Below are 18602 nucleotides of genomic sequence, written 5' to 3' on the forward strand. Positions count from 1 at the left end.
AACCACGGAGTTCACCATGCCCCGCCCCGCCCCGCTGCTCACCATCGGCAAGCCTGACCCGGCAAGCCGCTTGCCTTACGCGGGGCGTGCTGTCTTCGCGCTCGGTTTCCGGCCGTTCTACTTGCTGGCGGCCGCGTTTGCCGCGCTGGGTATGGCGTTGTGGGCTGCCCTGCTGTTGGGCGTGCTGCCGTCGGCGCACGGCCCGGCCACCATGGCGCCGCTGTTCTGGCACGCGCACGAGATGGTGTTTGGCTTTGCGACGGCGGTGGTGGTCGGCTTCCTCTTCACCGCTGGCAAAAACTGGACGGGCCTGCAGACGCCGCAAGGCACGCAGCTCGCCGCGCTGGCTGCCTTATGGCTGGCGGCGCGCGTGCTGATGTGGACCGGCCCCGTTGCGCTGGCAGTGGTGGCCGACGTGGCCTTCCTGCCCGCATGTGGCTTGGCGTTCCTGCGTGTCCTCCGGCGCGCGAAGAGCGCACGCAACTATGGCCTGGCGATCGCGTTGCTGGTGCTCGGCACCGTCAACGCCATGTTCCATGCGGCGCTGACACTGGATGCGCCGCTGGTTGCATTGCGTTGCCTGGATGCGGCCGCGGGCTTGGTCTGCCTGTTCGTCACTGTGATCGGCGGGCGTGTCATCCCGATGTTCACGTCCAACGCAGTGCCTGGCGCGCGTGTGCGGCGTGTTGTGTGGGCCGAGCGCGCAATCGTGCCGGCAACGGCGTTCGCGGTCGTCATGTTGGCGACGCCTCTTCAGGGCATCGTTCCCGCCATCGTGTTTGCAGCGGCGGCAGTGGTGCAGGCCGTCCGCTGGGCTGGCTGGGACACGCGCCGCACACTGCGCACGCCCATCGTTTCCATCCTGCATGTGGCATATGCCTTCCTGCCGATCGGCTTTGCCATGCTGGCCGCGGCGGCACTTGGTTGGGGCGATCGCTCCACCGCGCTGCATGCGCTCACGGCCGGGGCCATTGGCGGTGCCATCATCGCGATGATCACGCGCACCGCGCTGGGCCACACCGGGCGGATGTTGCGCACGGGCTGGGCAGAAAACTTCGCCTACGCCGCCATCGCGCTGGCAGCACTTGTGCGGGTGGCTGGCCCTGCGTTGCTGCCGCGCGGGGTGTGGGTCGGCGGGGCGAGCGTGCTGTGGGTGGCGGCGTTTGTGGTGTATCTGTGGCGCTACACACCGTGGCTGATGGCGCCGCGCGCTGACGGCCGGGAAGGCTGAGCTTCAACGTTGCCGGTCTGCCGCCTTCTTGCCGGCAGCTACGTAGAATGGCGCAGCCCCTTCGCACACTGCGCCCACGATGGATGTCCATCTAACGATCCATGGCCGGCATGATCTTGCCGGCCAGCTCTATCAGCAACTCCGCACCGCCATCCTTGATGGCCGGCTCGTGCCGGGCGAGCGCTTGCCCTCCACGCGCGACCTGGCGCTGCAGATTGGCGTGTCGCGCAAGACCACGCTCGATGTGTTCGAACGCCTCATCGCCGAGGGCTATCTGCGCTCGCGCGCCGGATCCGGCACCTTCGTCGCCGAGGCCACCGGAGGGTTGCGCGCCCGTACGCCCGCGGCCTCGCCTGCTGCGCAACTGGCCTCGCCCGCGCCGGCCGTACGCACGTTCGACACCTCCTGGAACACCATGCCCGCGGTGCTGCCCATGCCGCGCACAAACGTTGTCTACGACTTCGTTGGCGGTGTAACGGAGAAGCGCCTGTTCCCCTTTGATGTGTGGCGCCGTTGTGTGGCGCACGCGTTGCGCCAGCAGGCGCGTGGGCGCGGCGGCTATCACGACCCGGCGGGGGACGAGGCGCTGCGCCTGGCGATCTCGCGCTATCTGGCGTTCAGCCGCGCCGTGGTGTGTGCGTGGGCCGATATTGTTGTTACGCACGGCGCGCAGCAGGCCATCAACCTGATCGCACGCGTGCTGGTGCGCCCAGGCGATACGGTGGCGGTGGAAGACCCCGGCTATCCGCCCGCGCGCATTGCGCTGCAGGCGCTGGGCGCCAACGTGGTGCCGGTGCCCGTGGATGCCGAAGGGTTGATCGTTGATGCGCTGCCGCCGCACGCCAAGCTCGTCTACGTGACGCCGTCGCACCAGTTTCCGCTCGGCATGCCGATGAGTCTCGCGCGCCGCGCGCAACTGCTCGACTGGGCGCAGCGCCATGACGCGCTCATCGTGGAAGACGACTACGACAGCGAGTTCCGCTTCGATGGCCGCCCGATGGAATCACTCAAGAGCCTGGATGCCGTAGGTTGCGTGGCCTACGTCGGCACGTTTTCCAAGACGATCTTTCCGGAGTTGCGCATCGGCTACGTGGTGCCGCCGCCCTCGCTGGTGGTGCCGCTGCGGCACGCCAAGCAGGTAGCCGACTTGCACAGTGAATCGCTCATGCAGGCGGCGCTGGCCAAGTTCATGCTTGATGGGGATTTCGGCAAATACCTGCGGCGCATGCACAAGGAATACGCCGCACGCCGCAATGCGCTGCTGCAGCATCTGTGCGGGCCCCTGGCCCCGTGGCTGGTGCCTGTGCCATCTGCTGCCGGCATCCACATGGCGGCGCTGTTGCAAACGCCGTTGCCGGAGGCGGAGCTGGTGAAGCTGGCAGAGCGCGTGGGGGTGGGCCTATACGGCACTGCCAGGATGTATATGGCGCGGCCACCGCAGCCCGGTTTGCTGGTCGGCTACGGTCATGTAAACATCACGGAGATCGACGCGGGGCTCGGCAAGCTGGCGCAAGTGCTGGCCAAGGCGGTTACCTGATGTTCGTTGAGATTGACGATTTCAAGGTGCCGCCACGGCCCCTGGACCGGCTTCCGTTCTCAAGCACAGGAGCCAAATCATGCAAGCCCGCTGCCACTTCACCCAAAGCAATCCGGCCGCCCTCCCGGCCGTCATGCGTGCGCAGTTTTCCGATGCGGAGCTGGTCGACCTGACACTGCGGGTCTGCACCATCAACACGTGGAACCGGCAGGCGATCCGCTTTCGCAAGCTGCCGACCTGAGCGGCGCATATACTGCCTCGCACGGCGCGCACCGCACACGGAGGCTTCATGCTGCACAACGTCCGCACCCTGAGCATCAACGTCGACCGTCACTTCGATGACGTGGCCACGTTCTTGGCCGAGCCGCTGAATTTTCCGATCTGGGCGACCGGTCTGTCGGAGGGGCTGGCACCCGGCACGCAGGGTTCTGGCGCGGCGCCGGACGAGTGGATCGCCAAGGCAGCGCCCAACCCTGATAGCAGCGACGGCGTGGTGTTCATCCGCTTCAGCCCGCCCAACACCTTTGGTATTGCCGACCACTGGGTCCGCCTGCCCGACGGCGCGGTGATCTACGTGCCGCTGCGCGTGGTGCGCAACGGCGCGGGTACCACGGTGTCGCTCACGCTGTTCCAGCAGCCCAACATGGACGACGCGCAATTCGACGCCGACGCTGATTGGGTACAACGCGATCTGGCGAGATTGAAGATCGTGCTGGAAGCCGAATAGCGCTCAGGCCTTCTCCGCCTGTGGGGCTTGCGGCACCGTTTGTGCCCCGGACGGTGCGGACGGTGCCGCCAGCGACGGATCGCCATGCGCATCCGACCCCTTCACCTGGCTCACCCAGAACACGCAGAACAGCCCCGCCACCACGGCCAGCCAGCCGTTGAGGCCATAGCCCTCGATGCGGCCGCCCGCGCCGCCGGACAGCAGCAGCCCGCCCACCCATGCGCCCACGCCGGTGCCGACCGACATCACCGCGCTGTTGGCCGACAGGAACGCGCCCCGCACTTGCGGAGCGGGCACCGTCGTCATCAATGCCTGCATCGGCACCATGCGGCTGGAGAGAATCACCATGAAGAACGGGAAGAACAGCAGCATGCCGATGAAGGGCCAGTCAGGCAGATGCGTCATCACCAGCACCGGGATGAACGCCAGCAGCGCGGCGCCCACAAACACGCGGCGGCGGCCGTAGCGGTCGGCCAGCTTGCCGACGGCGCGTGAGCTGAAGAACGACGCCGCGCCGCCCGCCACATACAGCCATGACAGGTTTTCGGGCGACACGCCGTGGTTGGCCACCAGCACCGGCGAGATGAATGGGATCACCATCATGTGCGAGCCCATCATCACGAAGGTCAGCACGAAGGCACGCAAATGGCGCGGGTTGGTGAGCAGTTGCCACAGGCCGTAGAGAATTTCGCCCAGCGTCTGGCTGTGCTTGCCAGCCAGATGTTCGGCCAGCGGCGGAATGGTCTGCCGCGCGCCCAGCCAGATCAGCACGGTGAGCGCCGTCAGCAGGAAGAACGGCGCTGACCAGCCGAAGTGCGCGCCGATCGCAATGCCCACGGGCACGCCCGCCATGGCGGCCAGGGCAAATGACGTCATCACTACGCCGGTGGCCGCGCCGCGCCGCGCGGGCGGGATCACGTCGGACAGCACCGCCATGACGATCGAGCCGAGCACGCCGCCCGTGAGGCCCGCAAACGCGCGGGCAAACAGCAGCATGCTGTAGCTGCCCGACAGCGCACACGCCAGGTTGGCCAGTGTGAAGAGGCCATAGACGGTCAGCAGCAGGCGGCGCCGGTCAAAGCGGTCGACATACGTAGCGGCCAGCAGCCCCGAAGCGCCGGAGCAAAGCGAATACACCGACACCGCCGTCGCGAACGCCGCCGGGCCAATGCCAAACGTATGCATGATTTGCGGACCGAGCGGCATCATCACCATGAAATCCATGATGACGGTGAACTGCGTGAGCGCGAGCAGCCAGAGCAACCGGCGCTCGCGCGAGGAATCAAGTAAGGGCATGAGGGCGAATGAAGAGAGGGAAGAAGCGGCGCGCGCAGACCACAGCCGGAACCGGCCCGCTGGCGCACCGCGTTGTGTCGAAAAACATATCTTAAGATAGTTGTCGTGACACAAGAAGTCAAACTTTATTCAAGGATGATTCTGCATCTCGTCACAGCGCCGAGGCGTGCAATGAATTATTTCGCCCGCCGCATCGAAAGCGCGCGGCACGGGCGGTGCCCATTGGCGGCAGACCCTCCGATCGTCAGGGCGTGATGCGTGCGGGCCGGGCAGATAGTGGCAAATCAAATGAACGTCATCGCAACATTTAATTGGTCGATCGTGAGCGACTTCGCTATCGTCAACGCCGCCTGCCCGATGCCGTTTGCACTCGGGGCCGGACCAACCCAATGCCTGAATGCAATATGTCTAAGACCACGTATTACGCACCGCATGGCGGCCATCCGCCGCAGACCGATCTGCTGACCGACCGCGCGATGTTCACCGAGGCGTACGCAGTCATCCCGAAAGGGGTAATGCGCGACATCGTCACGAGCTGGCTGCCCTTCTGGACGAACACGCGCCTGTGGGTGATCGCGCGCCCGTTGTCGGGTTTTGCTGAAACCTTCTCGCAGTACATCGTTGAAGTGAACCCGGGCGGCGGCAGCGACAAGCCTGAGCAAGACAAGAACGCCGAAGCCGTGCTGTTTGTCGTTGAAGGCGAAGCCGAGCTGACGCTGCAAGGTACGACGCACACGCTCAAGCCAGGTGGCTACGCGTTCATTCCGCCGGGTGCTGACTGGACGCTGCACAACGCCAGCGATTCTGCGGTGCGCTTTCATTGGATCCGCAAGCACTACCAGGTGGTCGACGGCATTCCGCTGCCGGACGCGTTCGTTACCAATGAGCAGGACGTCGAGCCGATTCCGATGCCGGGCACCAACGGCGCCTGGGTGACAACACGCTTTGTCGACATGAGCGACATGCGCCACGACATGCACGTGAACATCGTGACGTTCGAGCCGGGCGGCGTGATTCCGTTTGCTGAAACGCATGTGATGGAGCATGGCCTGTACGTGCTCGAGGGCAAGGCTGTCTATCGCCTGAACCAGGACTGGGTTGAGGTGGAAGCGGGCGACTTCATGTGGTTGCGCGCGTTCTGCCCACAGGCTTGCTATTCGGGTGGCCCCGGCCGCTTCCGCTACTTGCTGTACAAGGATGTGAACCGCCACATGAACCTGACGCTGAACCCGGCGCGCTAAGCACCGCGCAGGTCAGACGAAAAAACCCGCCCGGATATGCCGGCGGGTTTTTTCATGGGCGGTGCCGCTGCGTTGCGCCGACTTGCGCGTCGCGACTGGGCGCGTGCGTTCTCCGAGCACCGGCCGCACGATCGCGTGAAGATTCTGGATCATGCATCCGCTTCCGTGCTGCGGCGTGACGCTGCATTCGTTCTATGAAGTGCAGCGCAGTTCAATCGAGCTGATCGAGCTGATCGAGCCGATCGAGCCAGAGGTCTCGCGCACGCTGGTGCTCGTGACGCGCAAGGCCGCGCAGTGATCCCCCGCTGCACGTGCGCTCTACGAGATGATCGTTGACGAAGGGACAACGTTGGCCCGTTGATGAAGCTGCCATGGTGCGCGCGGGTGAAAAACCGGTCGGGGCGGCCTGGACCTTCTCACCCCGACCGTGCGGCTCACGCGCGTGAGCTCTGCGGGTCGGTGGGATAGCTTGAATCGCGGTGCCAGGCCAGCACGCCGCGTGCGTCGCTGCGTGGTTGGTCGGTGCCTTGTGTGTACGGATCGAAGCGGTCGCCTCTCCATGACAGGTAACCATAGGTGTCGGCCTGGCGATCGGCGCCTTGCGTAAAGAGATCGGCCTTGTTCGTCTGCTGTTGCCCCTGCGTGAATGGGTCCGCTTGGTCCATGCGGCTTTGTCCTTGCGTGTACGGGTCTGCAACTAGGGCGACGGCGGGTTGCGCTGCGAACAGGGCTGCAGATGCCGTTAGCGTGGCCAGCAGGGCGAGCGGCAGACGGCGGGTGCGGGCGCGTGTGCTTGAACGGGGGGTGTGCATGATGAACTCCTCAGGGTGAGCGTGCGCCATCGGTGGATGGCAGTCCGACGGATCGGCGCCACCGGCTGGACGGCATCGATCTCCCAGGTTGGTCGCGGCACGGCTGCAAACCTGACACAGCATCGACAAAAAAAATGTGGCGCGCCAGCCTGTCCTCTCAGATACGCAGAGGGGACAGAGGTGGATGCAGAGAATGCGTACGCGCCGATCTTCTTATAAGGTGAACGCCGCACACCATCTGACCTTCCATATTGCATGGAGCCCGTGCATGACCCAGCCAGCCAATCCCGACTTTGCCGCCACCATTGCTGCCAGCTTCAACAAGCAGAATGCGATGCATCTGATTCAGGCGACGCTGCCCGTCGTTGAATACGGCCGCGCTGAAATTCACCTTCCCCATTGGGACGGCGTGGAGCAGCAACATGGCTTCGTGCACGGCGGGGTCGTCGGCATGATCGCGGATTCCGCCGCCGGCTATGCGGCCATGACGACGGTCCCGGCGAGTGCGTCGGTGCTGACGGTCGAATACAAGATGAACCTTGTCGCACCGGCCGACGGCGAGAAGCTCATCGCCAGGGGCGCGGTCGTTCGCGCGGGTCGAACGCTGATCGTCACCCAGGCGGAAGTCTTCGCGGTCAGTGGCGGCCGGGAAGCGCTGTGCGCGCTGATGCAGCAGACCATCATGGTGCTGCAGGGTAAGGCAGAGAAGTAGCAGCCGGGTCCCGTGTGCTGGGGCGCGCTCTGCCACCCGCGTGGTGGGGAAGCGCTGCGCACCTTCCCGGGCCAAAACCTCAATGGATTCCAGTCAACGTGCAGCCGACAGCGCTCGCGTTGCTAGCCCGGCAGCGCGAGCAAGCCATGCACGCCCTGCCAGCCGACATAGAGCCCCACCAGCGCAATCAGCACGCCAGAAAAGTAAGGCGCCTTGCGTGCGAAGTCCCCAAAGCCGCTCCAGCGCCGCGAGACGTGCCTCACGCTCAGCGCGGCCAGCGCGCCCGACGCCACCAGCGTCAGCGCCAGGCCGATGCTGAAGCACAGCACCAGTGCCGCGCCCAGCGTCACCTTCTTGAGCTGCAGGCACAGCAGCAGCACCGTGATTGACGCGGGGCATGGGATCAGCCCGCCGGTGAGCCCGAACATGACGATCTGGCCGGTGGTCACGTTTTGGTTGGCGAAGCGGCGGCGGATGTCGTTTGCATGCGCGCGCTCGTGGGCGTCCTGGTATTCGGCCGACGACACATCCAGCCCACCGTGGTCGTGCTCGGCAAACTCGACGTCATAGTCGTGCCGATGGTGTTCGTGTCCGAGCGACAGGCGTGCGGTGAACGCGTGCGGTTCTGGAATGGTTTGCTCAGATTCCAGAAAGCCATCGCGCTGCACAAAGCGGAAGGTCTGCTGGCTGCCCTCGGGCCGTTCCGTCACGATCCGAACCTGATCGGCCGTCCACATGTGGCCGTGCCTGCCCTCGCGCGTGAGCCGGAAGCGTGGCGGCACGCCGTCTTCAAACACTTCCAGCCGGACGATGCCGTGCCCGGTGTCGATGCGCCGGGCCTCGTCATGGCCGTGATGATGGCCGTGATCATGGTCATGGGCGTGGTCATGATCATGTGCCGCGTGCGTGCTGCGCCATGTGCGCCACATCATCCACGCCGCCACGGCCACGATCAGTACGGCAGAGGCCACCTGGAAGTACGGCTCCGTGGTCTCTGCATTCCAGTTGCGACCGAAGTACAGGCCCGCCATGGCCACTGCCCACACCACCGCCGTGTGCGAGAGCGTCGCCGACAGCCCCAGCAGCACCGCCTGCCCCAGCGTGCCCCGGATGGCGACGATGAACGCCGCCATCATCGTCTTGGAGTGCCCAGGCTCCAGGCCATGCAGCGCGCCCAGCAGGATCGCGCTAGGGACAAACAGCCAGGCATTGCCTTGTTGCAGCAGGGTGGCGAACGCAGTCATGGGCGGGTGCAGGTTACGATTTTTCGATCGGCGGATTATACTCCCCCCTAGTATTGCCGTGCTACCCTGCCGCGACTTCAACATCCCCCCTCGACACATCAACCCATGGCCCATACCATCCGCGACAAAGCCAAGCTGCTGGCGCGTGTACGGCGCATCCAGGGGCAGGCGACTGCGCTGGAGAAGCAACTCGCTGACGAGGGCGATTGCACGGCCATCCTGCAGCAGATCGCAGCAATTCGCGGTGCAGTCAATGGGCTGATGGCTGCTGTCATTGAAGGCCACCTGACGGATCATGTGGTGAAAGAACCCACCGAGGCGCAGCGCCAGGAAGACCTCGACGCCGTGCTGCAGGTGATCAAGTCCTATCTGAAATAGCGCGTGGGTGCGTAACGGCATTGCTGGATGACGCAGTGCTCGGCCATCGTCTCGCGCCCGTTGCGGTGGCGGGCATGGCGATGATCCTGCTGGGGCTGGCGGTGGTGTTCCGGGCGAGATAGCGGGCCAGCCGTGCGGTTGCCGTCAGGCCTTCGGCAGCCGCACCGTCACGCGCAGCCCGCCGGCATCACCCTCGGCGTCACCCAGTTCGACCTCGCCACCCAGGCGCCGCACAACGGTACTGACGATAGACAACCCCAGCCCCGAGCCGGTCGCCTCGTTGCCGAGCACGCGATAGAACGGGTCGAACACGCGCGCGCGTTCGCCGGCGGGGATGCCGGGGCCGGTGTCCTGCACGGCGATCGACACCACGCGCGCATCGGTGGCGACCGACAGATCGATGCGCCCGCCTGCCGGCGTGTAGCGGATGGCGTTGTCAACAAGGTTGCGCACGGCGACGAAGAGGTCGAGTTCATTGGCATGCACGCGCGCATCGGTTTCAGTGGTGACGCCCATGTCGAGCCGCTTGGCGTCAGCCAGCGGCATGAGGTCTTCGAGCACGCTGCGGAACACGCGCTGGACCGACACGGTGCTCGTTGGCACGCCGGTGGCTTCCTGCGCGCGCGCCAGTGCGAGCAACTGTTCGAGCAGCCCACGGCTGCGTTCGATGCCCTGGCGCAGCGTGGCAAGCCGCTCCTGCGCATCGGGCGACATGGCGGCCTGCCCCAGCCGCTCGGCCTGCAGCGACAGTGCGGACAGCGGTGTGCGCAGTTCGTGCGCGGCATCGGCAACAAAGCGGTGCTGCGCGTCCATCGACTGCTGCACCCGCGCCAGCAGGCGGTTGATGGCCACCACAAACGGACGCACTTCGTCGGGCACGGCCTCGGGTGCGAAGGCGTGCAGTTGACGCAGATCCACCGTCTCGCGTTGGTCGACCTCGTGCGCAAGGCGCTTAATGGGCGCGAACATCTTGCGCAGCACGTGGGCCACCGCCAGCAACAGGATGGGCACCAGGATCACGAACGGGATGAGCGTGAGGATGGCGCTGTCGCGCGCGGTCTCATCGCGCACGGCGGTCTCCTGCGCCACGGCAACGCGCTGACCATTGACGAGCGTACGGACCCATACGCGGTACTCGCGCTTGCCGGCACGTGCAGTCTGCATGCCGTCGACCAGCGTTGCCGGAAGGGTCGGGCGCCGTGCGTCTGCATCCGGCGCGGCCGCCGTGCCGGGCGCGGGCAGCACTTGTGCGAGCACGCGCGCCTCTTTGTCCGACACCGGCGTGTTCTCGCCCAGATTGTTGGTGGCGGGCAGATGCGTCGGGTCAAACATGGCGCCGACCTGGCGCAGCACGTCATCCTGCAGTGCATAGGCTTCGTGAAACGCTTCGCCAAACGCCACACCACCAGCCAGCACCGCCACCGTCACGATGATTGCCGACAGCCAGATCGACAGCCGCCGCTGCACCGATGCCGCGGTGGACGTGGATGCCGTCATTGGCCCCTCGGCACCATCCATCCCACCCCCCTGACGTTCTTGATGGCCTCCGCGCCGAGCTTCTTGCGCAGCGCATGGATGAGGAATTCGACTGCGTTGCTTGCCACCTCGTGGCCCCAGCCGTAAATGCGTTCTTCCAGTTCCGTGCGCGAAAGGATGGCGCCGGGGCGCAGCATGAGTGCTTGCAGCAGTGCGAATTCGCGTGCGGACAGGCGCACCGGCTCGGCATCGCCCATGCGCGCTTCGTGCGCGGCGGGGTCGAGCGTGAGCGTGCCGTTGGTCAGCACCGGGCTGGCGGCCCCGCCCTTGCGGCGCAGGACGGCGCGCATCCGGGCCAGCAGCTCGACCATTTCGAAGGGTTTGAGGATGTAGTCGTCGGCGCCGCCGTCGAGGCCGCGTACGCGCTCATCCACCGCATCGCGCGCGGTCAGGATCAGCACCGGCACCGGGTTGTCTCGGGTGCGCAGGCTGCCGAGCACGGCGTGGCCGTCTTTGCCCGGCAAGCCGAGATCGAGCAGCAGCACGTCGTAGTGCTGATGCGCGGCCACGTCCAGCGCGGTCTGGCCGTTGCGCACCCAGTCCACGGCATAGGCGGCGTCTTGCAGCGCGGCTTCTACGGCCGCGCCGATCATCGGGTCATCTTCAACGAGGAGAACGCGCATTCAATGTCTGGTGAATGGTCAGGCAGCCTGCAACGCGCTGTGCCGCGCCTGCCCGGTCGTATAGCCGATCTTGAGCGCCATCGAGAGCAGATCGCCCGCGGTTTCGCCCAGCGTGGTGGCGCTGATCTTCACGATCCAGAACGCCAGGGTGATCTCGGGCAGTTTGCTGCGGGACGGGGCCATGGGGTGCTTTTGTGCGGAGAGAACCATGCGGATTCTCCAAGGGGATGAAGGGAGATTCCGCATCAGTCTGCCGGGGCAGACTTAGATCATCCATAGCCGCCCGGCAGCCAATGGCTTATTGCGCCAGGCGCCGCAACTTCCATTCCCCTCCAGGCTGCTTGCACAGCCACGCCGTCCATTGCTCCTTGCTGCTGCCGCGTGCGAGTTCGCTTTGCAGGCGCCGGCAGGATTGGCCGGCGTCGGTCTTGGTTTCCAGCGGCGTGATGGTGGCGTCAATGGCGGCCTGCTTGCCCTTGGCGGGCCACGTCCATTGCGCGGGCGTGTTGTCGGTGGTGTTGACCAGCGCATCGCCCACGGCTTTGGTGAATGACTTCAGCTCCGTCGGGCTCATCGATCCGATGATGGTACTGGCCAGCACATTGCGGAAATATGCAAACGACGGCGTAGCGGCGGCAAACAGCGCGGCGCCAGCGAAGGCAAGCGCAAGACGGCGGCGATGCGGCATGGTGTGTCCTCGGGATGTGACGAAAAGGTGCCTTCATCCTAGACCATGCCGGACCGGTCAGTGATGACACATCAGTGCGGGCCCTGGGGTGACGCTCGCTCTGCACCGGTGCGCAAAGCCCGGCACAATGCAGGCACTGTCGCCTCATCACACATTGCAATGACGCTCCCGTCGCCCAACGATTTCCCGCTGCTGTCCACCGACAAACTCCGCTATGGCGACACCGATCGCCAGGGCCACATTAACAACGCCGTCTTCGCTACCTATCTGGAAACGGGCCGCGTGGAAATGCTCTTCACGCCTGACAACCCGTTGGCCGCGCCCGGCTGCGAGTTCGTCATCGCCCAGCTCGTGCTCGACTTCCGCAACGAGATTCTCTGGCCCGGCTCGGTACAGATCGGCACGCGCGTGGCGAGCGTCGGCCGCAGTTCTGTCAAGCTCGAACAGGCCATCTTTCAGAACGGCCGCTGCGCCGCCACCTCGCAATCCGTGATCGTGCAGATCGAGGTTGCCACACGCCAATCGAGCCCCATTACCGATAGCGCACGCCAACGTCTTGGCGCACTCACCATCGCCCCGGCAGGCGCAGAAGCCGAGTGATGCATGGCCTACGCAAACGAGCGCTGCTGAAAAATTTTTAACTTTGTTTGCGCTCCTGCCACTTGCCGGTGGGAAGATGACTCTCCCGTTCAACCTGGTGGAGATGACCATGGGATTGTTGGATGAAGTGGGCAAGATCGCCGGCGCCGTCGCCGCCGTTGAAGCCGCCGAGAAAGTCGATCCGGATGCCGGCCTGCTGACCAAGGCTGTCGCAGCGGTCGCTGGTTTCAAGGGCGCCGGTGCGCTGGAAGAGATGCTGGAAAAGAAGGACGAAGCCAAGGCCGAAGGTGCCGAGGCGGCTTCGCAAGATGGAGCCGCGCCGCAGGCTTGATTGGCTTGCAGGCTCGAAAGGATTTGGGGGACCCCGCCGGCTGGCGGGGTTTTTATTTGGCATGTTGAACAAGCCGACCGGATGGCCGAATACATGCCAAATCCGTGCCAAATCCGTGCATGCGCCGATCACGCGGTTGAGCGCGCTGAGGCCGCCTGTGAAGTCGCCAGTGTTGCGATGCCGTGGCTGTTATTGATGACACACAGGCCCATGACCCCGGCGCACGGCGATGGCACCGCCGCACATTCAGCGTTCGAAAGCGGGGCTTGTTCGAGCCTTGGCTCCTGCGCTGGGACCGGGTTGCGGCGCCTCTACGCCTACGCAAAGGCTTGGGTGTTTCTCTGGCCACGGCGCCCGAAGCGGTTGTAGTTCATTCTGGTGCCTGCGAAGGTCAATCTGCGCCCTTATTTGCTGCATTTCATTCGCTTGCGCTATTTGTCGCGTAGCTGGATTTTCCCGCCCGAACCCGTTGGCGCGCGCCCTGGCTTCACGCTCTCCGGCGCGCTTCATCGTTTTCTCTATTTCTTTCTCTAGATGCGAGCGTCGCAAGGCTTCGTTGTCTTTGATCAGCTTGATATTTTTCTCAAAGCCGGGGAGCAAATGCTTCTGAAGCATTTCCATTTCATAAACTTTCTTGTCAATTTTGTGTATGGCCACGATGACATTTTTGCTGAATTCTTCATCCTTTTTTGTGTTTTGAATGGTGTCGAAGTGTAAGGCGATCTCGCTGTTGAGGTACTTCAGGTTTTCGATTTTTCGGGTTTCCACATGAAGATTGTTTCTCTCTGGCATGGGAGATTGATTCGCGCGATTTAGTGTTTCTTCAATAAATAGCTGATTTTTTCTGAGAGTGTCCCATTTTATTATTTGCTCTACGGCTAATTTTATCTCTGGTGATGGCAATTTGTGCTGCGTTGCAATTGCCTTGAACTGCTGAAGCATGGTATTCGTTTCGTATGTTGAATCGAGCGTTTGCGCCATCTGCTGCGTGGATGTATCTGAGGCGCCTTCATTACCATTGCCATTGTTTTTGGCTGGAATCATCAATCAAATCCTCCTTCTGAAGTTCGAGATTTCAGAATAGAGGGTCGGCGGAGCCGGTGCCAACATTGACTTGTATAGATTTGTGATGTGCTTCGGTTTGTGGGCCTCAATAGAAACCGTGTGGCCGCTTCCACAAGTGAGTGTTGCTTCACGTCCTGCTGTTCTTCACGCATGCTGTTCCTTGCGACCCGTCACCGCGGATGTTGCCCCATAAGCGCGCGCCTATATGACCCGATCGGTCGTTGATCGCGCGAGTCTTGCGGCTGCCAACGCCAGTCGTACCCATCAATCATGTGACATACCAGTCCGTTCAGCGCTCATGCGGAAGGCCCGGTGGTGCGATGGCTCCTGCTCTTGTGCTGGGGCCAGGCTGTGTCTCGACTCCGGCATCGAGGCAGAGGTCGGGCGGGACTTCGGGCCATGGCATTTGCAGGCGTTGCAGTTCGCTTTGCTGCCTGCTGATGTGAGTTTGTTCCCTGGCATGTTGTCGTTGTAAATGCACTTGCCTCGTCTTCAAGGCAGCCAGATTCTCTGGGCGAGACTCTGCAATACATTTTTGCTCGATCTTCTGAATAAGGGTTCCAAGCTGCCCCGCTTGCTTCATGCTGAGTTCCAGCATCGCATTGTTGTCACTAAGGCGCTGGATTTCATCCAATTGGATGATTTCTTTAGTATTGGATAGGCTGTGGGCGAATTTATCTTGGTTTTGTTTTATTTTTGATAGCGCGGTGTCGAGATCAGGTGATTTGGTGGCGAGATGCTGGCGGATCGTGCCGTCGATCATGGCGCGTCTCATGTCTTCGAAATTCCCAATGATTTCGTGCTCTGCTTTTTTAAATTTCTTAATGGCGCGGAAATCAGATTGAAATCTGATCTTCACAAAACACGGGGAGAGTTGCGCGCGCTCAAATATTTTTTCCAAAAACCGCTGTCTTTTTTCTATGTGATTCCATTGATCTATTTGCGCGTGAATCAATTGAAGTTCATGCGGGGATAGATCTGCATTTATTTTTTTCGCTTCAGTTTGCAAAAATTCATTCGTCGTTCCAGTCGCCGGGGGAGGCTGCATCATTCCTTGTGATGATTCGCCTTGCAGCAGTTCATAAATTGCTTCTGTTTGCCGTGGCGTCAGGTATTCCGCCATGGCTTGCTGCGCCAATGCTTGCAGATTGTTCTCTTCGCTTTGGGCGGGTGCCTCTGAAGATTGACTGGAAAAGACGTTGTTTGCTGCTGGCATCATGGGCTGCATCCTCTTCTACGAAATTCAGGATTTTCAGCGTAGGCTCCCAATTGGGCGGGTGCCATCCTTTGCATGTATTGATTTGTGACCTCACCGAGATGCAGGCCACCGGCATTCGTGAACGGCTTTATCGATGCCATCGACGCATCCTCCGGGCAGGCGGGGATGCCAGCAATAAGCCGCTGCCAAGCCGATCTCCAGAAAACACCGTAGCGTGCGCTGTGGCATTCTGGCGCCTCCTGTTTCAGACGCACACCAACGGGAGCCAGCTTGAAGATCGATCACATTGCCTTCGCCGCGCGATCCCTCGACCAAGCGAAGGCGTATGCCTCGCAGGTGTTTGGCGTGGCGTTGCCTGCGGGGGCCGGCATCCTTTGATGGGAACGCACAATCTGGTCACGCGGATCGCGCCCGGTGTTTTTCTGGAATTCATCGCCATTGACCCCGAGGCGCTTGCGCCAAACAGGACGCGCTGGTTTGCGCTCGACCGTCTGATGCGGGAAGGCAAACTGGAAGATGCGCCGCAGTTGCTTGGCTGGGTTGCCAGCCTTCCCGGTCTGGCGCGCAACAACGCAATCCAGTCGCCGCAGCACGAGCTGCTTGAAGTGTCTCGCGGCGATTTGCGGTGGCACTTCTTCCACCGGGCAGATGGTGAGCCCGAAGCAGGCGGATGCTTGCCTGCCTTCATCGACTGGGCTGGCGGCAAAAGCCCCGCCGACAAGATGCAGGATGTTGGGCTGCGCCTGAACCGATTCCAACTCGCGCATCCAGAGATGGCCGCCATTCGCACCAAGCTCCATGGCCTCGGATGGGCTGCTGCCAGCCCCGAGAACCGATACGTTGAATTTGCCGATGCGGCGCGGCCGGCATTGACGCTCGTGCTCGATACGCCGAATGGGCGGGTGCAGATCGAAGGCGGCGGTCTGTAACGGCCACCGGTCAGGCGGCGCGCCGCTCTCCCAGCCGCTGCCCCACCTGCTGCCCCACCTGCTGCCGCGTAGAAAACCCGTCTCGCACACACTGCCCCAGCGCCTGCGCCGCAGCACTCGCACCCTGCGCGGGCAGTAGCAGGCTGATGGCAAACATCGGCAGTTCAGGCAAGCCGGTTTCTGGCCCGAGGATGTCCAGGTCCGCCGGCACTGTGGGCGTCAGCCACGCGGTGACGGCCAGCCCGGTGCGCACCGTGGCGGTGGTCGCCTCGATGTTGCCGCTCTCAAACACCGTGCGCCATTCGATGCGGTGCTCCCCCAGCGCCTTGAGCACGCGGGCGCGAAAGGCGCAACTCTCGTCCACCATCGACAGCGGCAGTGGCCGTTTCGCATGCACGTTGCCGCCACGTGCACCAACCCACACCAGACGCTCCACGCACAGGCATTCGCCGGTCGCCTCGTCCACCGGGGCTTCGACCACGGCGACGTCCAGTTCGCCGCGCGCGATACCTTCAGCCAAGTCAGGCGAGGTACCGCACACGATGGTCAGTTCCACCGATGGCCACGCCTCAGTAAAGGCCTTGAAAATCGGCGGGAAGACGGTGCCGACCAGGTCATACGGCACGCCCAGGCGCACCGGGCCTTGCAGCGGGCGTGCGGCCATGTCGGCCCAGATTTCGTCGTTGAGGGCGAGCAGCCGTTTGGCCCGGCCGAGAAAGCGTTCCCCCGCGTGGGTGAGTTCGAGCCGGCGGCCGTCGCGCGCGAACAAGCGGCATTCGAAGGCGTCTTCGAGCCGCTTGATCTGCTGGCTGATGGCCCCCTGCGTGAGGTGCAGCGCGTTGGCCGCGACCGTCATGCTGGCGTTTTCCGCCACGGCAACGAAGGTGCGGACAAGGGTGATGTCGAGGTTCTTGGCCATCGCTGCATTCTAGGTGCTAATGCGTCAGGCCAAAAACCTCGCGGTTGCTAATGGCTTGTCAGCGCACCAGCAGCTTTATCATTGCGTCGAACGTCTTGCCGTATGGCGCGCGGAACATGCCCAGCCCATTGAGCTTGGCTTGCCTGAACACCGGCTTCATCTTTGAGAACCGCTCAAACCCGTGGATGCCGTGGTACGCGCCCATGCCGCTGGCGCCCACGCCGCCAAACGGCAGGTCGTCTTGCGCTACGTGCAGCAGCGTCTCGTTGATGCACACGCCGCCGGCAATGGTGCTGGCCATCACGCGGTCGACGGTGCTGCTGCTGCGCTCGAACACATACAGCGCCAGCGGGCGCGGGCGCGCGTTGATGTAGGCGAGCGCTTCGTCCAGTGTGCGGTACGGCACCAAGGGCAGCAGCGGGCCGAAAATCTCTTCCTGCATCACGCGCATGTCGTCGGTGCCGCCGGTGATGAGTGCGGGCGGGAACTGGCGCGTGGCGTCATTGGGCGCCACGTCGGTGAGCGGCAGCACCTGTGCGCCCTGCTCGCGTGCCTCGTCGGCCATGCGCGTCATGCGCTGGAAGTGGCGCGGGCTGATGAGCGTGGTGTAGTCGCGGTTGGCGGCCATGTTTGGGTACATCTTGCCGACCAGCTTGCGTGCGGAATCAATGAAGCGTTGCTCGGTGCCGGCCGGCAGCAGCACGTAGTCGGGCGCCACGCATGTCTGCCCGGCGTTGAGCAGCTTGCCGACCAGTGTGCGTTCTACCGCGCGATCAAAGTCTGCATCGGGCCCGATGAGGGTGGGCGACTTGCCGCCGAGTTCCAGCGTAACGGGCGTGAGGTTGTCGGCCGCCGCGCGCATGACGTGGTGGCCGACGTTGGTCGATCCCGTAAACAGCAGATGGTCGAACGGCAGGCGAGAAAAGGCTTCCGCAACGGCGGCATCGCCATTGACGACGCGCACTTCATCGGCGGCAAAGTGGCGCTCGATCAGATCAGCAAACAACGCAGAAAAACGCGGTGTGTATTCCGACAGCTTGACCATTGCCCGGTTGCCCGCCGCGAGTGCAGATACCAGCGGCCCGATGGTCAGATAGATCGGGTAGTTCCACGGCACGACGATGCCCGCCACGCCCAGCGGCTGCGGAATCAACCGCGTGCTGGCGGGCCGGAACCACAGGCTCACGCCGCGCCGCTGCACGCGCATCCAGCGTTTGCCGTGTGAGAGCGCGTGCTTGATGCCGTCCACGCTCGGGAAGATTTCCAGCAGCTCGGTTTCCTGTCGTGAGCGGTTGCCGAAGTCTGCGCTGACGGCCTGGGCGATGGCCTCGCGGTTATCCATGACGAGGCGCTTGAGCCGCGCGAGCCTGTCGCGGCGCACTGGCCACGCGGGCAGCATGTCGGCCTGATGAGCGGCACGCATGGCTTCGAAGGTCTGCTGCATGCGCAGCAAGTGCGGGGCGGGCAGGTCGGCAGGTTGCATGGCGTGCTCCTGGCAGGGTGGGCGAAGCCCG

20 protein-coding genes and 3 pseudogenes are annotated in these 18602 nt (G+C 63.5%); 11 read left to right on the forward strand and 12 right to left on the reverse strand.

The window, feature by feature from the left end:
- The first annotated feature begins 16 nt into the window (after window positions 1–16).
- From PSUB009319_RS12375 to PSUB009319_RS12390, 4 genes and pseudogenes are all read left to right on the forward strand, one after another.
- Window positions 17–1231, forward strand: a complete 1215-nt coding sequence (locus PSUB009319_RS12375) for an NnrS family protein (protein ID WP_124382532.1) — start codon at window positions 17–19, stop codon at window positions 1229–1231.
- A gap of 79 nt (window positions 1232–1310) precedes the next feature.
- Window positions 1311–2768 (forward strand): PLP-dependent aminotransferase family protein, encoded by a 1458-nt coding sequence (locus PSUB009319_RS12380; protein ID WP_124382533.1) that lies wholly within the window; start codon window positions 1311–1313, stop codon window positions 2766–2768.
- Between the two features lie 142 nt (window positions 2769–2910).
- Window positions 2911–3009, forward strand: a pseudogene (locus PSUB009319_RS12385) (carboxymuconolactone decarboxylase family protein); the annotation flags it as partial.
- Between the two features lie 48 nt (window positions 3010–3057).
- A complete protein-coding gene (locus PSUB009319_RS12390) occupies window positions 3058–3495 on the forward strand; it encodes an SRPBCC family protein (RefSeq protein ID WP_124382534.1) in 438 nt (145 codons plus the stop codon).
- 3 nt (window positions 3496–3498) lie between these two features.
- On the opposite strand, the gene PSUB009319_RS12395 is transcribed toward PSUB009319_RS12390, so the two are convergent.
- Window positions 3499–4791, reverse strand: a complete 1293-nt coding sequence (locus tag PSUB009319_RS12395) for an MFS transporter (RefSeq protein ID WP_124382535.1) — start codon at window positions 4789–4791, stop codon at window positions 3499–3501.
- Between the two features lie 404 nt (window positions 4792–5195).
- Between PSUB009319_RS12395 and PSUB009319_RS12400 the strand changes: the two genes are divergently transcribed.
- A complete protein-coding gene (locus tag PSUB009319_RS12400; protein ID WP_124382536.1) occupies window positions 5196–6032 on the forward strand; it encodes a bifunctional allantoicase/(S)-ureidoglycine aminohydrolase in 837 nt (278 codons plus the stop codon).
- A gap of 12 nt (window positions 6033–6044) precedes the next feature.
- Here PSUB009319_RS12400 and PSUB009319_RS22910 read toward each other — a convergent pair whose 3' ends face one another.
- Window positions 6045–6185, reverse strand: coding sequence for a hypothetical protein (locus tag PSUB009319_RS22910; protein WP_185453466.1), 141 nt, complete (start codon window positions 6183–6185; stop codon window positions 6045–6047).
- Between PSUB009319_RS22910 and PSUB009319_RS12405 the strand changes: the two are divergent.
- Window positions 6135–6330: pseudogene (locus tag PSUB009319_RS12405) on the forward strand (hypothetical protein); the annotation flags it as partial. The gene PSUB009319_RS22910 and the pseudogene PSUB009319_RS12405 sit on opposite strands and share 51 nt — an antisense overlap.
- Window positions 6331–6466: 136 nt before the next feature.
- Here the strand turns inward: PSUB009319_RS12405 and PSUB009319_RS12410 are convergent.
- Window positions 6467–6844, reverse strand: coding sequence for a hypothetical protein (locus tag PSUB009319_RS12410; RefSeq protein WP_124382537.1), 378 nt, complete (start codon window positions 6842–6844; stop codon window positions 6467–6469).
- Window positions 6845–7112: 268 nt separating this feature from the next.
- Here PSUB009319_RS12410 and PSUB009319_RS12415 point away from each other — a divergent pair, with 268 nt between their 5' ends.
- Complete coding sequence (locus PSUB009319_RS12415) at window positions 7113–7556, forward strand: PaaI family thioesterase (protein WP_124382538.1); 444 nt, start codon at window positions 7113–7115, stop codon at window positions 7554–7556.
- Window positions 7557–7678: 122 nt separating this feature from the next.
- Here PSUB009319_RS12415 and PSUB009319_RS12420 read toward each other — a convergent pair whose 3' ends face one another.
- The gene (locus PSUB009319_RS12420; RefSeq protein WP_124382539.1) at window positions 7679–8800 is read right to left on the reverse strand and encodes a nickel/cobalt efflux protein RcnA; all 1122 of its coding nucleotides are present in this window, start codon (window positions 8798–8800) and stop codon (window positions 7679–7681) included.
- Between the two features lie 105 nt (window positions 8801–8905).
- Here PSUB009319_RS12420 and PSUB009319_RS12425 point away from each other — a divergent pair, with 105 nt between their 5' ends.
- Window positions 8906–9178: a metal/formaldehyde-sensitive transcriptional repressor gene (locus PSUB009319_RS12425; protein WP_124382540.1), complete on the forward strand. Its 273-nt coding sequence runs from the start codon at window positions 8906–8908 to the stop codon at window positions 9176–9178.
- Window positions 9179–9322: 144 nt separating this feature from the next.
- Here PSUB009319_RS12425 and PSUB009319_RS12435 read toward each other — a convergent pair whose 3' ends face one another.
- The 4 genes and pseudogenes from PSUB009319_RS12435 to PSUB009319_RS12450 all read right to left on the reverse strand — a co-directional run bounded on the left by PSUB009319_RS12435 (window position 9323) and on the right by PSUB009319_RS12450 (window position 12025).
- Entirely contained in the window at window positions 9323–10696 is a 1374-nt protein-coding gene (locus PSUB009319_RS12435; RefSeq protein ID WP_185453460.1) for an ATP-binding protein, read from the reverse strand.
- A complete protein-coding gene (locus PSUB009319_RS12440) occupies window positions 10672–11337 on the reverse strand; it encodes a response regulator transcription factor (protein WP_124382542.1) in 666 nt (221 codons plus the stop codon). Before PSUB009319_RS12440 ends, PSUB009319_RS12435 begins: the two co-directional genes overlap by 25 nt.
- 60 nt (window positions 11338–11397) lie before the next feature.
- Window positions 11398–11547 (reverse strand): annotated as a pseudogene (locus PSUB009319_RS12445) (hypothetical protein); the annotation flags it as partial.
- Between the two features lie 88 nt (window positions 11548–11635).
- Window positions 11636–12025: a hypothetical protein gene (locus tag PSUB009319_RS12450; RefSeq protein ID WP_124382543.1), complete on the reverse strand. Its 390-nt coding sequence runs from the start codon at window positions 12023–12025 to the stop codon at window positions 11636–11638.
- A 159-nt stretch (window positions 12026–12184) separates the two neighbouring features.
- Here PSUB009319_RS12450 and PSUB009319_RS12455 point away from each other — a divergent pair, with 159 nt between their 5' ends.
- A complete protein-coding gene (locus PSUB009319_RS12455; RefSeq protein WP_124382544.1) occupies window positions 12185–12625 on the forward strand; it encodes a thioesterase family protein in 441 nt (146 codons plus the stop codon).
- Between the two features lie 109 nt (window positions 12626–12734).
- Window positions 12735–12956, forward strand: coding sequence for a hypothetical protein (locus PSUB009319_RS12460; RefSeq protein ID WP_124382663.1), 222 nt, complete (start codon window positions 12735–12737; stop codon window positions 12954–12956).
- 246 nt (window positions 12957–13202) lie between these two features.
- Here the strand turns inward: PSUB009319_RS12460 and PSUB009319_RS12465 are convergent, their stop codons facing one another.
- Both PSUB009319_RS12465 and PSUB009319_RS12470 read right to left on the reverse strand, forming a co-directional pair.
- Window positions 13203–14000 carry a hypothetical protein gene (locus PSUB009319_RS12465; protein WP_124382545.1) on the reverse strand — a complete coding sequence of 266 codons (798 nt, stop codon included), beginning with the start codon at window positions 13998–14000 and terminating at the stop codon, window positions 13203–13205.
- A 310-nt stretch (window positions 14001–14310) separates the two neighbouring features.
- A complete protein-coding gene (locus PSUB009319_RS12470; protein WP_124382546.1) occupies window positions 14311–15240 on the reverse strand; it encodes a hypothetical protein in 930 nt (309 codons plus the stop codon).
- On the opposite strand from PSUB009319_RS12470, the gene PSUB009319_RS12475 reads away from it, so the two are divergent.
- Entirely contained in the window at window positions 15225–16169 is a 945-nt protein-coding gene (locus PSUB009319_RS12475) for a VOC family protein (protein WP_260392969.1), read from the forward strand. The genes PSUB009319_RS12470 and PSUB009319_RS12475 overlap by 16 nt on opposite strands.
- 10 nt (window positions 16170–16179) lie before the next feature.
- Here PSUB009319_RS12475 and PSUB009319_RS12480 read toward each other — a convergent pair whose 3' ends face one another.
- Together PSUB009319_RS12480 and PSUB009319_RS12485 are read right to left on the reverse strand one after the other, a co-directional pair.
- Complete coding sequence (locus PSUB009319_RS12480) at window positions 16180–17088, reverse strand: LysR substrate-binding domain-containing protein (RefSeq protein WP_124382547.1); 909 nt, start codon at window positions 17086–17088, stop codon at window positions 16180–16182.
- A 58-nt stretch (window positions 17089–17146) separates the two neighbouring features.
- The gene (locus tag PSUB009319_RS12485) at window positions 17147–18571 is read right to left on the reverse strand and encodes a coniferyl aldehyde dehydrogenase (RefSeq protein ID WP_260392971.1); all 1425 of its coding nucleotides are present in this window, start codon (window positions 18569–18571) and stop codon (window positions 17147–17149) included.
- Window positions 18572–18602 lie beyond the last annotated feature (31 nt).

Source organism: Ralstonia sp. SET104 (assembly GCF_003851545.1).
In the GTDB taxonomy this organism is placed as follows: Bacteria; Pseudomonadota; Gammaproteobacteria; order Burkholderiales; family Burkholderiaceae; genus Ralstonia.

Excerpts from the sequence above, each read along its gene's own strand:
- PSUB009319_RS12450 (WP_124382543.1), bottom strand. The coding sequence starts at position 12,025 with ATGCCGCATCGCCGCCGTCTTGCGCTTGCCTTCGCTGGCGCCGCGCTG.
- PSUB009319_RS12425 (WP_124382540.1), top strand. The coding sequence starts at position 8,906 with ATGGCCCATACCATCCGCGACAAAGCCAAGCTGCTGGCGCGTGTACGG.
- PSUB009319_RS12435 (WP_185453460.1), bottom strand. The coding sequence starts at position 10,696 with ATGGATGGTGCCGAGGGGCCAATGACGGCATCCACGTCCACCGCGGCA.
- PSUB009319_RS12455 (WP_124382544.1), top strand. The coding sequence starts at position 12,185 with ATGACGCTCCCGTCGCCCAACGATTTCCCGCTGCTGTCCACCGACAAA.
- PSUB009319_RS12410 (WP_124382537.1), bottom strand. The coding sequence starts at position 6,844 with ATGCACACCCCCCGTTCAAGCACACGCGCCCGCACCCGCCGTCTGCCG.
- PSUB009319_RS12460 (WP_124382663.1), top strand. The coding sequence starts at position 12,735 with ATGGGATTGTTGGATGAAGTGGGCAAGATCGCCGGCGCCGTCGCCGCC.
- PSUB009319_RS12465 (WP_124382545.1), bottom strand. The coding sequence starts at position 14,000 with ATGATTCCAGCCAAAAACAATGGCAATGGTAATGAAGGCGCCTCAGAT.
- PSUB009319_RS22910 (WP_185453466.1), bottom strand. The coding sequence starts at position 6,185 with ATGATCCAGAATCTTCACGCGATCGTGCGGCCGGTGCTCGGAGAACGC.
- PSUB009319_RS12375 (WP_124382532.1), top strand. The coding sequence starts at position 17 with ATGCCCCGCCCCGCCCCGCTGCTCACCATCGGCAAGCCTGACCCGGCA.
- PSUB009319_RS12485 (WP_260392971.1), bottom strand. The coding sequence starts at position 18,571 with ATGCAACCTGCCGACCTGCCCGCCCCGCACTTGCTGCGCATGCAGCAG.
- PSUB009319_RS12390 (WP_124382534.1), top strand. The coding sequence starts at position 3,058 with ATGCTGCACAACGTCCGCACCCTGAGCATCAACGTCGACCGTCACTTC.
- PSUB009319_RS12380 (WP_124382533.1), top strand. The coding sequence starts at position 1,311 with ATGGATGTCCATCTAACGATCCATGGCCGGCATGATCTTGCCGGCCAG.
- PSUB009319_RS12400 (WP_124382536.1), top strand. The coding sequence starts at position 5,196 with ATGTCTAAGACCACGTATTACGCACCGCATGGCGGCCATCCGCCGCAG.
- PSUB009319_RS12420 (WP_124382539.1), bottom strand. The coding sequence starts at position 8,800 with ATGACTGCGTTCGCCACCCTGCTGCAACAAGGCAATGCCTGGCTGTTT.
- PSUB009319_RS12470 (WP_124382546.1), bottom strand. The coding sequence starts at position 15,240 with ATGATGCCAGCAGCAAACAACGTCTTTTCCAGTCAATCTTCAGAGGCA.
- PSUB009319_RS12415 (WP_124382538.1), top strand. The coding sequence starts at position 7,113 with ATGACCCAGCCAGCCAATCCCGACTTTGCCGCCACCATTGCTGCCAGC.
- PSUB009319_RS12440 (WP_124382542.1), bottom strand. The coding sequence starts at position 11,337 with ATGCGCGTTCTCCTCGTTGAAGATGACCCGATGATCGGCGCGGCCGTA.
- PSUB009319_RS12395 (WP_124382535.1), bottom strand. The coding sequence starts at position 4,791 with ATGCCCTTACTTGATTCCTCGCGCGAGCGCCGGTTGCTCTGGCTGCTC.
- PSUB009319_RS12480 (WP_124382547.1), bottom strand. The coding sequence starts at position 17,088 with ATGGCCAAGAACCTCGACATCACCCTTGTCCGCACCTTCGTTGCCGTG.